Origin of the sequence: Dysgonomonas termitidis, from assembly GCF_042654545.1 — a bacterium.
Classification (GTDB): domain Bacteria; phylum Bacteroidota; class Bacteroidia; order Bacteroidales; family Dysgonomonadaceae; genus Dysgonomonas; species Dysgonomonas termitidis.
The window spans coordinates 36,589-51,226 of the sequence record NZ_JBHSGN010000002.1 but is presented as its reverse complement, the minus strand read 5'-3'; the positions used below and the strand labels follow the sequence as shown (position 1 = coordinate 51,226).

The window sequence follows — 14,638 nt, the reverse complement described above, 5'->3', positions numbered from 1 at the left end:
AAAATGTTTCTGGGAAAGCTAAATTGACTTTATTCTCAAGTTTATATCCAATACCTTTCCCCCGCTCGCGCAGACGTCCCGTCTGTGTGTTGCGTAGCAAACATTTTGCTCTATCAAGCAAGGCACGGACTGGAAGTCCGCGCCAGCGGCGTAAGGTTGAATAAACAAATGATAATCAAAATAGTTCTTCAATCCATGCTTTCATATTCTGCGTACCCATAAATGAAATACTCTTTCTTTTCAGTTTGCCGTTTTTGTCGAATATCAGATAAGTAGGGATAGCCTCGAAATCGAATTGCTCGAGTATGGCACCCCATTCTTCATCAGTTATATAATAGTGCTCTCCACCTATTTCTGGAATTTTTTCCTCCCATGTGGAACGTACCGATGAAGGATTAGTAATGTAAACAAAAACCACACCTTTATCTTTCAGTTCCGATTTCACAAGTTCGGCCTGCTTCATGGCCATCAGGCAAGGTCCGCACCATGTTGCCCAGAAATCAACGAATACCACCTTATCTTTATATTTAGCTACGATGATATCCATTAATTCCTCTTTTGCCACAGCAGGTGTTTTGTTTATAACGAGCCCTGATGATTTATCTCTCGATTCTATGATTTTAACCACTTTATCATTCTCGGCTAATAACATCTCAACAAAAGCCCTGTCTTTAAAATAGCCCTCAGCATTCTTCTTCTGTTTTTCGGTCAATGGATTCATTGCATTCAGCTGTTTGGCATAAATACCCGCAACAACCATATCATAAAAAAGGCCACTATCGGTACCGGTAATTATTTTCAAGGCACCTTTTATCCGGGTCAGCCATTCTTCCGGCGCCAGTTCTTCTATTGGCTGGATATTCAGAGTTGCGTCCTTCAATAATTTCTGAATAAATATCTGGAAGTAAGAAGAATAAAAGTAAAGAGGATCGTTAAAGTTCATATATTGGAAGACTGCGTAATAATCTATCCCCGGCTTTTGCGGCTTAAACTCAGGTCTTTCACTTTCCGGTGTATCGGCATGTAGTCCCCGGTATCTCAAATGCATATTATCTTCATATTCAAGAAATAGTACATCCGAAAGGAATGCTTTCATCTCATATGCAACAATCGTCTTTGCATTATCAGACAGCTTGGCGTCCTTTTTTACCTCCTCCAGTAAATATGTGGTAAGCTCTTTTGCAGACTTCGCATATGCATCGTGTGGCATATTGCAATCTTTATCGGGATTATCGGGCTTATTCATTAGAATGGCGGATAAGGCAGGTCCCATATTCATGGTATCGTAGGCGGTAATATTCAGGCTGCCATTAACGGTCACATGGCTTTCTCCCCTTTCGTCAAAGTTTATTTCCAGCTTTGTTTCTTCGCCCGGTACCATGTAAAGATTTCCTTGAAACAGGGGGGACCTTATGATACAACCATTCACTACAAACACAGGAATACTAAGGCTAAAAGAGCCATCGTCCTTTATAGGAATTTTATAGGCTACAAAATCAAAGACGGGCCTGTTAATCATCATCTCCAATTCCGTTACTTTCCGGCCATCCGGCATATTACCCGTTATTTTTCCGGAAAGAGTTGCCATACCGTATTTTATCGGCAGAGCAGGCAGAAGATTACTTGTTTGCGCGTTGGCTACTGTAAAAAAAAGGCATGCCAGCATGCATATAAAAGACTTTATCATTCCCGACCTCATGGTTAATAGCTTTTATGGGTGTGAATACTATATATTAAAATCGATAATATGTTCTCCCGCATTAAGTGTATTATGTATCTTTATCTCTGAATTCTGCTGAACAAGTGAATAGGGTACCACGCTTTTTGTCAGCCAGGCATTACCCCCGATTGTGGAATCGTGCCCAACAACGGTTTTACCCCCCAATATAGTCGCCCCGGCATATATAACCACATTATCCTCGATGGTCGGATGCCGTTTTTCATTGGCAAGGCCTTTGGTTACAAATAATGCTCCCAGAGTAACTCCCTGGTAAACTTTTACATTATTACCGATAATTGTAGTCTCCCCTATCACGATCCCTGTTCCGTGGTCGATGTAAAAAGCCCGCCCTATCTCCGCTCCCGGATTGATGTCTATACCCACTTTCGAATGTGCGTATTCGGAAAATAACCGGGGGATAATAGGCGTATTCATCTTATAAAATTCGTGGGAAATACGATAGACCACCTGTGCGAAAAAACCGGGATAGGTAAGAATAACTTCCTCTATCGATTTGGCGGCTGGGTCATTTTCAAAGTAGACAGCCGCTTCGTCATACAGCTTATCCTGAAGTTCCGGCAACCCGGATATGAATTTATCAACCATCGCCTCCGCAGTTTTCCTATCCGACAACGCGGCAATATTTTCCACCAGAATGGAATAAAAATAATACAGTTTTTTCTCTCTGGACTTCTCCTGATCGCAAATCGGGAACAGGACTCTGTGGATCAGTGTATTCAGCGCATCTTCCAGTTCAATTCTATTGATCGGCAAGTGCTTTGACTCGGCTCTCAGTTTATTCGCAATTTCGTATATATTAGTCATAACTTCAGCTTTGAAAACAACAAATGTAATAATTAAATACAGAAAAACAGGAATTATGATTCTCCTTAATTTTTGTATGTTTTAAATCATGTATTTCTATATGAAAAACAAAACAAAATATTACTTAAAATCGTTGTTTATTTATATATTTGTATAGTCAAGAACCGATTTAATAGTTAAATCATGAAAATAAATAACATTTTATCAGAGCTGGAGGCGAAACACCCCGGCGAGCATGAATTCCTGCAAGCTGTAAAAGAAGTGCTTGTATCAATTGAAGATGTATATAACCAGCATCCCGAGTTTGAAAAAAACCGTATTATCGAACGTCTGGTGGAACCCGACAGGATTTTCACATTCCGTGTAGCATGGGTAGACGACAAAGGCGATATTCAGGTAAACCTGGGATACCGTGTACAATTCAATAACGCTATCGGCCCTTACAAGGGAGGCTTGCGGTTCCATGCATCTGTCAACCTATCCTCACTCAAATTCTTAGGATTTGAACAGACTTTCAAGAATGCATTGACTACACTGCCTATGGGTGGCGGTAAAGGAGGTTCCGATTTCAGCCCGAGAGGTAAATCGAATGCCGAAATTATGCGTTTCTGCCAGGCTTTCATGCTTGAACTTTGGCGCAATATAGGCCCTGATACAGATGTTCCTGCCGGGGACATTGGTGTCGGCACACGCGAAATCGGCTATCTGTATGGCATGTACAAAAAACTGGCAAGAGAGAACACAGGTACTTTCACCGGCAAGGGACTCGAATATGGAGGTTCGCTAGTCCGTCCTGAAGCTACAGGTTTCGGCGCATTATACTTTGTGAACGAAATGCTCAAAGCCAAAAATATAGACCTGAAAGGAAAAACCGTTGCCGTTTCGGGATTCGGCAATGTAGCATGGGGTGCCGTCACAAAAGCGACGGAACTCGGAGCTAAAGTAATTACCATTTCCGGACCTGACGGATATATTTATGACCCGGATGGTGTCAGCGGCGATAAGATAGAATACATGCTCGAACTTCGCAACAGCGGTGACGACATCGTAGCCCCATATGCTGATAAATATCCTGATTCTAAATTCTTTGCAGGTAAGAAACCATGGGAACAGAAAGTAGATATTGCTTTACCATGCGCCATACAGAATGAACTGAATCTGAAAGATGCGGAAACATTGGTTGCCAACGGTGCTACCTGTATAGCCGAGGTATCTAATATGGGATGTACCGCCGAAGCTGTGGATTTCTTCATCGAGAAGAAAACCCTGTTTGCTCCGGGCAAGGCTGTAAATGCCGGAGGTGTCGCCACATCGGGGCTGGAGATGAGCCAGAATGCCATGCATCTGCAATGGACAGAGGAGGAAGTAGACCAAAAGCTGCATCAGATAATGAAAAACATACATGCTCAGAGTCTGAAATACGGAAAAGAGGATGGCGGATATATCAACTATGTAAAAGGTGCTAATGTTGCGGGATTTATGAAAGTAGCCCGTGCAATGATTGCGCAGGGAGTTGTATAACTACTAATTAATCAATCGAGTGAGAAAAGCCCTTTGGATGCAGAAATCCAAGGGGCTTTTTGATTTATGAAGAGACTGGCTATATACCGGAATATTTACCCTTAATTTTACAGCATATATTTTTGCATATCTCAAATAATTGTCACTAACTTTGCGTTTCAAAGTAAAAAAATATAATCACCCTTTTTATATAAAGAAATATGCTGAAAAAGGTTTTTAAATGGATAAAGAGAATCGTAATATTTCTGTTTGTATTCAGCATATTACAAGTTATCGTTTTCAAATTTGTACCTGTGTATTATACTCCGCTCATGATATGGAACAATGCGACACAACTTTTTTCGGGAGAGGAGGTCGTTTGCAAACATACATGGGTTCCACTCGGTGAAATATCCAAATACCTGCCATTGGCTGTGGTCGCCTCCGAAGACAATTTATTCTTAGACCATTCGGGATTCGATTTCGACCAGATAGAAAAGGCTATGAACGAAGCTGAAAAAGGCAAACGGCAGCGGGGAGCAAGCACTATCAGCCAGCAAACGGCAAAAAATGTTTTCCTTTGGTCAGGCCGTTCCTATATCCGTAAAGGACTGGAAGTCTACTACACATTCCTCATAGAAACCATCTGGGGCAAAGAACGAATCATGGAAGTATATCTCAACTCCATAGAAACAGGTAAAAATATTTATGGCGCGGAAGCCGTTGCACAAGCCCATTTCAAAAAAACAGCAAAAAAACTGACTGCAGGCGAATCTGCCCTGATAGCCGCTACATTGCCCAATCCCATACGGTTCAGTTCGGCAAAGCCATCTCCTTATATTATAAAGCGTCAGGGAAAGATACTGGACTTGATGGGAAAAGTAAGTCCGGTTGATTTTGACAAGGAACCCGAACCCAAAAAAGATGTAAAGAAAAGTACTAAAAAGAACACTAAAAAATAGCATCGTTATGGAAACACGAACAGAAAGAAGTTGGAGAAGCTAGCCGGATAAGTACCTTCTAAATATTGAGGTTTTCCTCAAATTTTACTGACAGGAATATATATTTCCGTCAGTAATTCACTTTCAGGAACCAGCACGGGGCTATTCAGGAATTTGGAGAAAGACATATTGTCCCGTAATTCATATTCACTCTTTGGTATCCAGTACCGGTAAATGTTACAATACACCTTATCCATATCCTTATACGTCCCCCGGTAAGTAAAAACCGCATATAAACCGCCTTCTATTGTTTGCCGTCCCAGGCGCCCACCAGGTCTAACAGCACTCTCAGCATTTATACATGTGTATATCCTGCAATTCTCAGGACTTGTTATAGTAGAAATATCCCGGCTTAATGATAGATATTCATGGTTACTATCGGGTATCCCGTTCACACCGACAATACTGACCAGCTTATCCCATGCCTTGAGAAATGCGTCTGCCTGCTTGTAAGGATTTGCCACACGCAGGTAGAACACTTCTTTCGACGCTATTTTCCTTATTTCAGGTTCTAAAAAAAGGTTCTCCACAGGGCTATCCATCGACACTGTAAGATCGTCGGACTGCATGCGGTAGGCCGATGGCGTAATGCCATATCTCTTTTTAAATGCTTTTGATAATGCCTGAGGACTTTGATAGCCTGCCTGCTCTGCAATATCAGCCAGTGATAATCGCGTAGTATGCAATTTAAATGCCGTTTTTTCTAATCGTAAACGCTGTATATAATCGCCGGGGTTTTCATTCATTACAGCCCTGAATATCCGGTGAAAATGAAAACTCGAAAGCCCGGCTATGCCCGCCAGACCGGAGAGGCTAATGACTGTGGACAGATTATCGTTTATATAGTCTACAGCTTTATTTACCGATTTGTAATATTCCAGATGTGTAAACTGATGAGATTGCCAGCGCTTTAAACCTGGCAGTTTCACTCTTGTTTTTAAGCTTACCTCATTTAATGTAAGGGTGTGCCCATCCAGTTTTTCAGCTTCGTCATGATATTGCAGAGAGTCCTCGACAAATTCATCAAAACTGAAGTCATCTGTATATTTTCCATTCTGAAAACAGAAACAGCAAAAATCTTCATTCGGACTTTTATCTCCATTTGTTCCAAAATGCTCTACTGCCGCCATCGGCATTCCACAACTTTGACATATTTCGTTTCCCATATCAGGCAGACTTTCTTTATTCAACGTCTATGATTAGTAAATCCACAAAAATTCCAAATAATCATAGTATCCTGATTCATAAGCTAATTTATTCAACTCCATATTTGGACAATCATTCTTCAACCAAAAGTATAAAATATGTCTTTATTATCGCTTGTCCATTCTTGCGAAATATGGTAATAAGCAAGAATACTCCCCAACAAGAAAGTTAAATAAAGTTAATATAAGAAAACATTAAACGCATAATTAATTAATAATCAAAATAATACTTACTAACTATTAAATTCATACAGTATTATGTATTGCATGGTACTAATATTTATTTATATATTTGCAATACAAACAACAATGTATAATATAATAAGTGGCATAAAATAATAGTAGGTTATGAAAAAAGTTATAGAAGTTAGCATAGGAGGGATCAACTTCACAATGGAAGACGATGCCTATTACAGACTGAAAGAATACCTGAGACGTTTCGAGGAAACTATTTCCGACAAAAAAGAAGCGCGTGAAGTAATGGAAGACGTGGAAGCGCGTGTTGCCGAAATATTTCAGAAAGAAATGAAATTTTCGAATCAGGTAGTAGACATGAGACTTGTACAAGTTGTCATTGACCACCTGGGCGAAGTGGAACCCAAAAACCAAAATGAGAACCAGGCTTCATCGCAAAGCAGCTATGATCCGGGAGAAGAATACTCCAAGGGGAACAAAAAGTTTTATCGCGACATGGACGACAAAATGCTGGCTGGCGTATGTAGCGGAATTGCAACATATACAGGAGTAGATGTCACCATCATCAGGCTGCTGTTCGTAGCACTGGCATTTGCCTATGGCAGTACCATTCTTGCTTACTTCATTCTGTGGATCGTATCGCCGAGAGCCGAAACCATAGCCCAGAAACTGGAACTAAGAGGGTATGCCCCGACAGCAGATAATATCAGAAAATTTACATCACAACGCAAATAATATACAATATGGAAACAATAAATGTAGACAACATAAAAGCCCAGATGCGCAAAGGAATACTGGAATACTGTATCCTCAGCATCCTGTCGAAAGGCGACGCTTATGTATCGGCCATTATCAACGAACTGAAAGAATCGGAAATGATCGTCGTAGAAGGAACACTTTACCCTCTCCTTACCCGCCAGAAAAATCAGGGATTACTCAGTTATCGCTGGGAAGAATCTACACAAGGACCTCCGCGGAAATATTATACAATCACAGATAAAGGCCGTGCCGTGTTAGACGAACTCGATACCGTATGGACAGATCTGGTCAGGGTTATAGACAATATCAGAAACAAATAAAACCGAAATACGATGAAACCAACTGTAAGAGTGAGCATAGGCGGATTGGCATTCAATCTTGAAGAAGATGCTTTCCATGTCCTCGATAGTTATCTGAAAGCTTTAAGAAGGCATTTCAGCGGAAATCCGGAAGCTGATGAGATCATTGCAGATATAGAGTCGCGCCTCAGTGAGTTACTGCAAATGAGAATCAATGGAAATGACGGCGTAGTATCGATAACCGATGCTCAGGAAATCACAAAAATAATGGGCAATCCGAAGGATTTCGATGAAGCCGTATCCGGAGAAACGGAAGAAGGCATGCCTAAAAACGAATCCTACCATGATAGTGAAAACAGAGATGATCCTTCTAATTTCTTTAAAAAGAAACTGTACAGGGACGAAAATAACAAGCTTATAGGCGGTGTATGCAGCGGCTTCGGTCATTATTTCAAGATTGACCCTACAGCAGTCCGTATCTTTTTGGCAGGTATTGTATTCCTCTTCAGCTTTCTTTCATTCAAAGTAGTGGGAACAATCGTACTGGCATACATTGTGCTATGGATAGTCATGCCGGTGGCAAGGACATTCAATCAAAAACTATCCATGACCGGAGCCGATCCCTCCATTGAAAATATAGAAGACCGCTCCCAGCCTGCTCCGCGAAAGTATAAGGGCAGTGCCATAGGAACCATACTCAATATAATAATAAATATCATTGTCGGGGTCTTTGCCATTATTATCTTTTTCACCATGCTGAGTATGATTATCACATTAGTATGGCTCTATATGGATACAGAATTATTTGGGCTGAATAATTATCTGGTGCTGCTTGGATACAACTCCATCAATCTGAAAATAGCTGTTGTACTGGCAACGTTAATTCCTATAGGAGCTTTGCTCAGCTTACTGATTAAAATATTACGTCGCTCATCATTCACATCACAGACGCTGGTCAGCTTCATCATCGGACTGGTGATATGGATAGGGGCAGTAGTATATATCAGCAATAAGAGTATCAAGTTTGCCCATTCACATAGAGAACAGGCTGAAGCTGTAGAGCATTTACCTGTAAACACAAAGTCAGACACCCTGATTATAAAGCTTGGAGATGAATATCTGACTACAAACCCTCAACCGCAAAACCCGATTATGTTTTACAAAGGGGAAAAAATGAATGACAGACAGGTTTGCATCCTACCATATATAAAAGTCAAACAAGATACATCTTTGACAGATTACAAAGTGGAAATACTCAAGAAAGATTATGCCGACAACAATATTACAGCAAAAAGGAAAGCTGAAGCATTACACCTGGATTATAATATAACCGACTCGCTGATTACTATTAACCCGAAATGGTATAATAATAAAGACAAGTGGAACCTGGAATCATTTGAGGTTATTGTTACTGCTCCGAGCAACAAGAAAGTGATCATGGAAACACCCCTTAAAGAGTCCTATCATATCAATTCTATAAGATTCAACCGCTATGATTGCTTTGGTTATCATTATGATTTTGATTTTGATTGAGCTGTTCCTCAAGATCCTTCGGTGAAACGTTTTTTCATTTTGATAATAAATAGGATTTAGTTCCATCTGTTAAATCGGGTAAAAAGTAGAAATTTTACCCGATTTTCATTAAAAAAACACAACAAAACGGAGGTTTTTTCGTTTATAATATATAATTTTGTGAAATAACCTTAATTTTTGGGTTATGAAAGGTAAATATAGAGAGTACATTTTAATATCAATATTAACTCTGGGGGTTCTGTTGTCGTCGTGTGACAGGGAAGAGAGTGCCTATGCCAAAAGCATAGAAGGGCATTGGATATATACAGAAACAAAAGCGGAGGTGTACGTTACTGATCCTTCTTTAAAGAAAACAATAGAAGATTACATCAATAACAGATACAAGGCTTATAAGGTGAGTTATGAGTTCAAAAACGACAAGACCTATTATTATTATAAAAATTATGCCGAACCGCTAAAAGGCATATACAAAACAATAGATAAGAACTATTTCACAATGGATGACAAGCAAGGAATAAAAACACTTTCCTGTAAGGATTCTGTTATTTATATAGTATCTGACATAAAAGATGAAGTTGTACAAGAATTAAAGATAGACAAGAATAAGATACTGAAAGCCAATACTATGGACATTTTCGAACGTGGTTTGTTCACACACTAACGCTCCATAAACATACCGGAATATTACAGAATAAAAAGAGCTATAGAAAACCTCTTTTCCCATCACCGCAAATACTTAGATAATTAAGTAACAATAAGAGTTTCATTAAAAAATCACAAATAATTGATTTGATGTAACACATCAGTCTTTTTTGCGTTAAATATATATAGAGCATAATACACATAGTACTTTTTATTTTAGATAAAAAAATAACACTACTAATCAGAAAGCATTTATCCGTGAGGCTAGATGCTTTTACTTTTTCACACATTTATAATTAAACATTTGGCCCCGGCAATGACAATTCAAGGAGTGACAAACTATCAGCTAAACGCTAGCAGAATTATACTATCGATAAGCTTTTGAAATAATATTTACAGAAATGATAATATCAGATTATCGCATTGTCACATTATATATAATTTTTTAATATCTTTGTTTTACAATATATCGAGACTAGACGGGCTTATTAATTTCAGGTTTTAGATATGATAAAGATAAAAAACGCAACATTACAAATATTCTTAGAATCACGTATTTACATCGTAATCCTTCTGCTTTCAGCATGCATGTCGTCATGTGGACTTTTCGATAAGGAAATAAAACAAGACAAACATATAGCAGAATTCAGATACCGGATGAACCGGGTTATGGATAGCCTGGATAATCATAAAGGACGCATTAAAGCCTTTGAAGAAATCATTGAACGTATAAATGCTGACGAAGACCTTATCACTCTCCGGAAGAAAAATATACTACTGATAGAAGGGAATACTTTTATAAGTAATGAATATCTTAGCCTGGAAAACTATAAGAAGGCGATAAAGTATGCCAATATTATAATAGATATAGACTCCACTTCTCCGAAAGGATTTTACAACAGGGGATGCATTTATCAGATTATCAATGAAGACAGCCTGGCTATATTAGATTACAACAAAGCCCTTAAACTGAATCCCGACTACTCAGACGCTTATTACAATCGCGGTATTATCTACGAAGAACTGGGCGAGTACGATAAGGCTCTCGAAGATTACAACAGAGCCATTAAGCTAAATCCTTCCTACATTATCGATGTATATACTAACCGGGGAAATACCTATCTGGCTAAAGAAGCGTACGATAAGGCTATCTCTGATTATGGCAAGATACTAGCTATAGATTCTACCAACATAAAAGCGTATAGCAACAGAGCAGGAGCGTATATCATGCAAAAGGAATATGACAAAGCCCTGACAGACTGCAATAAGGCTATAGGACTGGATTCCACAAACATAAACGCCTATCAAAAACGGGCCTCAGTTTATGAAGCGCAAAAAGAATACAAACAGGCATTGGATGACTATGGGAAAATACTACATCTTGACCCGCAAAATAAGTTCGACACACACGAAACCGTAAGAAAAGCGATAAAGAAACTCAGACCTCTCTCCAGATATAAATAGCCATGCTATTTGTAACGGTAATGTCCTGTTATTCTAAAAAAACTAAACAGGCAGTCTTCCAGAACCTGGCCTCTACCTATATTGTGAACAATCAGCGGGCGTTTACTATCCGATGACTTCCGGTCGGTAACGATCCCAACATGCGTGACTCCTCCTCCCAGATCCCATGTCACTATATCTCCGGGTGAATAATCACTCCCTTTATCCGATATTTTCAGTACAATCCCGAAACGCGAGAAATACGTAGCCTGATTGGGAACCCTGCGGTGATCAATATTCCTGTCTGTGGCCTTCATCCCCCATTTCCTGGGGTACTTGCCAAAATTGGCTTTCATATCCACATGTATCTTTTGCTGCAAATCTATACCCAACTTCCGGTATGCCCTTATAATCACATCGGTACATACACCTTTACCGGAAGGCACATCTCCATTAGGATAAGGGATGGAATAATAACGGGGATCATAAGTAACTTTATCTTTTGTCAGCTCTATAGCTGCTGCTGACAGCCGCTTGTAAAAGTCATCCTGCTGAGCATAAATGCACAGATTCATGAGAGAAAACAAAAGTATCATCCGCCATCTTTTCATATACACATGCGTAGCTTAGTTATGGAATACACTATAAGACTTGTCATCATTAATTAGCCGCCTTACTCACTATACACATTCATTTTCTCCAGATTATTCACAAAGTATGAAACAACATTGCACCATTCATCGCCATATTTCAGCAAATAACTCTCATGCGGCGAATCAGGGAATATCTTCAGCTCTTTATGCTTGGAGAGAAGCCGGCTGAATATTCTTTCCGTTTCGGATTCAGGAATATTGGGATCTTTTCCCCCACACATAAGTAATACCGGAACTTGGATCTTCTGCGCGTAATCCTGCGGATTAGCTTCAAATGCGTCAAACCCGTTAATCTTGCCAAACCAGAAAGTAAACATTTTGCTTATGGGAAAGTGTGGCATCTGTAACTTGTCGAGCCGAGCATTCACTGTCTCCTGAAATGTAGCATATGGAGCTTCCAGTACAAGAGCTTTTACCAGCAGGTTATAATCGGCCTGGGCTTTCATTATGGCGACTGCACCCATCGAAAAACCTATCAGGATAATATTTTCTTCCTGAAGCTGACTAACAGCATAGCTATGCGCAAATTTCACATTCTCCGCTTCGAGATAGCCCAGTGTAGTCTGGTTGCCATACGAATCTCCTGCGCCCATAAAATTTACAAGCAGTACATCATAGCCCATATCTAAAAATACCTCTGCCCTATCCAGCATCGATGATTTTTCATCTATATATCCATGGAATGCAATTACCAGTCCCCGCTTCAGTGTATCCGTGTGCAACAGCCATGCATCCAGAAGCCGGCCTTCTCCTGCTGGAATACGAAGAGAGTCGTAGGGCTGCAACGGATATGTCTTTGTACGTGGCCTGGCCAGGTCCAGCCCGCTGACTGCAATCTTAACCGACTCGAAGAATGTCGGCTTATAGTCGAGTGTAAGCGGCCTAGCATTTTCATCGAAATGGGACAGACTATATGCCTGGGCAATAATGGCAACATTTAGTAGTATAAATATTGCAATTAATATTCCAAGCCCTATTTTAAGATGCTTTTTATATTTCATTATCAGGATAATCCACAAACTGATTCAATCTTATTTAGTGTAGAACACAGGCACAAAATAAGGCCTGTTCACCCATTTCCCGCTAAACGGGTTTAATTCGCGTATCACTCCGCCTTCTATTCCGAAGTTTTTGGTTATTTTCACTTCTATAGTACCTCCATAATAAGTCTGAGGATACATATTCATCAATGGGCCGGCCACTCCGTTGCGGTCGCCATTGACAGAATATTGCCCGTAACCATTGAGGCGGATACGGTCATGCAGGATAAATTTAACAGCCCCGTTAACGCCTACATCATTATAAGTAGCGCCAAACAAGTTATATTTTGCCCCGTAAGGTCCGGCAGAGACAACCAGCCAGTCGAGAGGTTGATAGTTGAAGTTCAGGCCTACGTTCCTTGTCGCCCCCAGCAGAGGATATGTATTGTATGACGACGACGATGATAACCACATCCTGTCAGAAAAGGTCTGTCCTCCATAAAAGCTAAAATCATTGGCGAACGGAAAACTCGTAAACGTATTGCTCTCAAGAGGCGGACCCAAATAAACATCCAGGGGCGGCAGACTTACGTCAGGGAGTCTATACATGTCATCCTCATTTATTAAAGGATGATAAAGCGGGGCTTTTGTTTTGGTTTGATTAGTCGCATTCTCATTGTTGAACTGCAGATAATTGTCAAGCTTTTCATTCAGGTTCAACGATTCTTTTTTCAAAGGAGGAAAACTATCCTTGGGCACTTCTGTCTGACTATACACAGTAGCTGAAATTGCCAGTAGTAATATAAAAACCAGTTTTTTCATAACCTTCCGTATTTAATTACTTTAACTGTAAAGTTAATAATTTATTGTTGTTAAAAAAGGCTATTTGTTATTAAATATATGTTTTTTCATATTTCCGGAAAATAAAAGAGGCGACAATGGGGAATCTATACCCATAACTATAAATATATTTATTAATATGTATAATTTTTATTATTTTACAAATACATAAATAAGCGTTAACTTTGTGGTGTAAAAAAACATTATCTCAATTAAAGTGTTTATATTCAAAATATTTACACGACAAACAGAAAGGAATATCTTATGAAGACAACATTGTACCGCGCATCTTCGAGAGGACATGCTTATCATGGATGGCTGGACACATACCATACATTCAGTTTTGCCAATTATTACAATCCGGAACGTATCAATTTCGGTGCGCTTCGTGTAGTGAACGACGATATTGTAAAAGGAGGGGAAGGCTTCGGAACACATCCTCACGATAATATGGAAATCGTATCCATACCCTTGTATGGTGATCTGGAACACAAGGACAGCATGGGACATACCGAAGTAATACGCGCCGGAGAAGTACAGGTTATGAGTGCGGGAACCGGCATCACCCACAGCGAATACAATTCGAATGAAGACAAACCTGTGAACTTCTTTCAGATCTGGGTCTTTCCCGAAAAGAGGAATGTGACGCCTCGCTACGATCAGAGGGCCTTTGACTACATACACAGCAAGAACCAGTTGGTACAGATAGTAGGCCCGAAAGATGACGCAGATAATACCGGATTGTGGATACACCAGAATGCCTGGTTCAATATCGGTACATTTGAAAAAGGAAAGGAAATAGAGTATAAGATAAAAAGAAAAGGCAACGGCGTTTTTGCCATGGTGGTAGAAGGTGAATTTTCTGTCGAAGGGCAGAAACTACATCACCGCGACGGTTTCGGCATACAGGAAACCGATACCGTTAAAATAACTGCCGATTCGGATAATGCACGTATCTTGTTAATAGATGTACCAATGGAATTTTAATGATTGGTAATGTGTAAGTAAGCGAGATGAATGGCCCGGAAAAACTCCGGGCTTTT

The 14,638-nt window shown here is 39.9% G+C and carries 14 protein-coding genes; 8 read left to right on the top strand and 6 right to left on the bottom strand.

Going from position 1 to position 14,638, the window contains the following annotated elements; genetic code table 11:
- Positions 1 to 175: 175 nt before the first annotated feature.
- A complete protein-coding gene (locus ACFO6W_RS00300; protein WP_379993307.1) occupies positions 176 to 1,699 on the bottom strand; it encodes a TlpA family protein disulfide reductase in 1,524 nt (507 codons plus the stop codon).
- A gap of 27 nt (positions 1,700 to 1,726) precedes the next feature.
- Positions 1,727 to 2,545: a serine O-acetyltransferase EpsC gene (gene epsC / locus ACFO6W_RS00295; RefSeq protein WP_379993306.1), complete on the bottom strand. Its 819-nt coding sequence runs from the start codon at positions 2,543 to 2,545 to the stop codon at positions 1,727 to 1,729.
- Positions 2,546 to 2,728: 183 nt separating this feature from the next.
- On the opposite strand from epsC, the gene gdhA reads away from it, so the two are divergent.
- Positions 2,729 to 4,066, top strand: coding sequence for an NADP-specific glutamate dehydrogenase (gene gdhA / locus ACFO6W_RS00290; RefSeq protein ID WP_379993305.1), 1,338 nt, complete (start codon positions 2,729 to 2,731; stop codon positions 4,064 to 4,066).
- 200 nt (positions 4,067 to 4,266) lie between these two features.
- Entirely contained in the window at positions 4,267 to 5,007 is a 741-nt protein-coding gene (mtgA, locus tag ACFO6W_RS00285) for a monofunctional biosynthetic peptidoglycan transglycosylase (protein WP_379993304.1), read from the top strand.
- Between the two features lie 77 nt (positions 5,008 to 5,084).
- On the opposite strand, the gene ACFO6W_RS00280 is transcribed toward mtgA, so the two are convergent.
- On the bottom strand, positions 5,085 to 6,212 hold the full coding sequence (locus ACFO6W_RS00280) for a GyrI-like domain-containing protein (protein WP_379993303.1): 1,128 nt from the start codon (positions 6,210 to 6,212) through the stop codon (positions 5,085 to 5,087).
- Positions 6,213 to 6,599: 387 nt separating this feature from the next.
- On the opposite strand from ACFO6W_RS00280, the gene ACFO6W_RS00275 reads away from it, so the two are divergent.
- The 5 genes from ACFO6W_RS00275 to ACFO6W_RS00255 all read left to right on the top strand — a co-directional run bounded on the left by ACFO6W_RS00275 (position 6,600) and on the right by ACFO6W_RS00255 (position 11,143).
- The gene (locus ACFO6W_RS00275; protein WP_379993302.1) at positions 6,600 to 7,181 is read left to right on the top strand and encodes a PspC domain-containing protein; all 582 of its coding nucleotides are present in this window, start codon (positions 6,600 to 6,602) and stop codon (positions 7,179 to 7,181) included.
- 8 nt (positions 7,182 to 7,189) lie between these two features.
- Positions 7,190 to 7,525, top strand: coding sequence for a PadR family transcriptional regulator (locus ACFO6W_RS00270; protein WP_006798402.1), 336 nt, complete (start codon positions 7,190 to 7,192; stop codon positions 7,523 to 7,525).
- 12 nt (positions 7,526 to 7,537) lie between these two features.
- Entirely contained in the window at positions 7,538 to 9,037 is a 1,500-nt protein-coding gene (locus tag ACFO6W_RS00265) for a PspC domain-containing protein (RefSeq protein WP_379993301.1), read from the top strand.
- Positions 9,038 to 9,221: 184 nt separating this feature from the next.
- The gene (locus ACFO6W_RS00260) at positions 9,222 to 9,698 is read left to right on the top strand and encodes a hypothetical protein (RefSeq protein WP_379993300.1); all 477 of its coding nucleotides are present in this window, start codon (positions 9,222 to 9,224) and stop codon (positions 9,696 to 9,698) included.
- Positions 9,699 to 10,186: 488 nt separating this feature from the next.
- Positions 10,187 to 11,143 (top strand): tetratricopeptide repeat protein, encoded by a 957-nt coding sequence (locus ACFO6W_RS00255; RefSeq protein ID WP_379993299.1) that lies wholly within the window; start codon positions 10,187 to 10,189, stop codon positions 11,141 to 11,143.
- Positions 11,144 to 11,148: 5 nt separating this feature from the next.
- On the opposite strand, the gene ACFO6W_RS00250 is transcribed toward ACFO6W_RS00255, so the two are convergent.
- The 3 genes from ACFO6W_RS00250 to ACFO6W_RS00240 all read right to left on the bottom strand — a co-directional run bounded on the left by ACFO6W_RS00250 (position 11,149) and on the right by ACFO6W_RS00240 (position 13,577).
- Positions 11,149 to 11,718 (bottom strand): DUF1287 domain-containing protein, encoded by a 570-nt coding sequence (locus ACFO6W_RS00250; protein WP_379993298.1) that lies wholly within the window; start codon positions 11,716 to 11,718, stop codon positions 11,149 to 11,151.
- Between the two features lie 77 nt (positions 11,719 to 11,795).
- Positions 11,796 to 12,776 (bottom strand): alpha/beta hydrolase family protein, encoded by a 981-nt coding sequence (locus ACFO6W_RS00245; RefSeq protein ID WP_379993297.1) that lies wholly within the window; start codon positions 12,774 to 12,776, stop codon positions 11,796 to 11,798.
- 30 nt (positions 12,777 to 12,806) lie between these two features.
- Complete coding sequence (locus tag ACFO6W_RS00240) at positions 12,807 to 13,577, bottom strand: hypothetical protein (RefSeq protein WP_379993296.1); 771 nt, start codon at positions 13,575 to 13,577, stop codon at positions 12,807 to 12,809.
- 282 nt (positions 13,578 to 13,859) lie between these two features.
- Between ACFO6W_RS00240 and ACFO6W_RS00235 the strand changes: the two genes are divergently transcribed.
- Positions 13,860 to 14,582 (top strand): pirin family protein, encoded by a 723-nt coding sequence (locus ACFO6W_RS00235; protein WP_379993295.1) that lies wholly within the window; start codon positions 13,860 to 13,862, stop codon positions 14,580 to 14,582.
- The last annotated feature ends 56 nt before the right edge of the window (positions 14,583 to 14,638 follow it).

Excerpts from the sequence above, each read along its gene's own strand:
- ACFO6W_RS00270 (WP_006798402.1), top strand. The coding sequence starts at position 7,190 with ATGGAAACAATAAATGTAGACAACATAAAAGCCCAGATGCGCAAAGGA.
- ACFO6W_RS00260 (WP_379993300.1), top strand. The coding sequence starts at position 9,222 with ATGAAAGGTAAATATAGAGAGTACATTTTAATATCAATATTAACTCTG.
- ACFO6W_RS00250 (WP_379993298.1), bottom strand. The coding sequence starts at position 11,718 with ATGATACTTTTGTTTTCTCTCATGAATCTGTGCATTTATGCTCAGCAG.
- epsC (WP_379993306.1), bottom strand. The coding sequence starts at position 2,545 with ATGACTAATATATACGAAATTGCGAATAAACTGAGAGCCGAGTCAAAG.
- ACFO6W_RS00240 (WP_379993296.1), bottom strand. The coding sequence starts at position 13,577 with ATGAAAAAACTGGTTTTTATATTACTACTGGCAATTTCAGCTACTGTG.
- ACFO6W_RS00245 (WP_379993297.1), bottom strand. The coding sequence starts at position 12,776 with ATGAAATATAAAAAGCATCTTAAAATAGGGCTTGGAATATTAATTGCA.
- ACFO6W_RS00255 (WP_379993299.1), top strand. The coding sequence starts at position 10,187 with ATGATAAAGATAAAAAACGCAACATTACAAATATTCTTAGAATCACGT.
- ACFO6W_RS00265 (WP_379993301.1), top strand. The coding sequence starts at position 7,538 with ATGAAACCAACTGTAAGAGTGAGCATAGGCGGATTGGCATTCAATCTT.
- mtgA (WP_379993304.1), top strand. The coding sequence starts at position 4,267 with ATGCTGAAAAAGGTTTTTAAATGGATAAAGAGAATCGTAATATTTCTG.
- ACFO6W_RS00300 (WP_379993307.1), bottom strand. The coding sequence starts at position 1,699 with ATGAGGTCGGGAATGATAAAGTCTTTTATATGCATGCTGGCATGCCTT.
- ACFO6W_RS00235 (WP_379993295.1), top strand. The coding sequence starts at position 13,860 with ATGAAGACAACATTGTACCGCGCATCTTCGAGAGGACATGCTTATCAT.
- gdhA (WP_379993305.1), top strand. The coding sequence starts at position 2,729 with ATGAAAATAAATAACATTTTATCAGAGCTGGAGGCGAAACACCCCGGC.
- ACFO6W_RS00275 (WP_379993302.1), top strand. The coding sequence starts at position 6,600 with ATGAAAAAAGTTATAGAAGTTAGCATAGGAGGGATCAACTTCACAATG.
- ACFO6W_RS00280 (WP_379993303.1), bottom strand. The coding sequence starts at position 6,212 with ATGGGAAACGAAATATGTCAAAGTTGTGGAATGCCGATGGCGGCAGTA.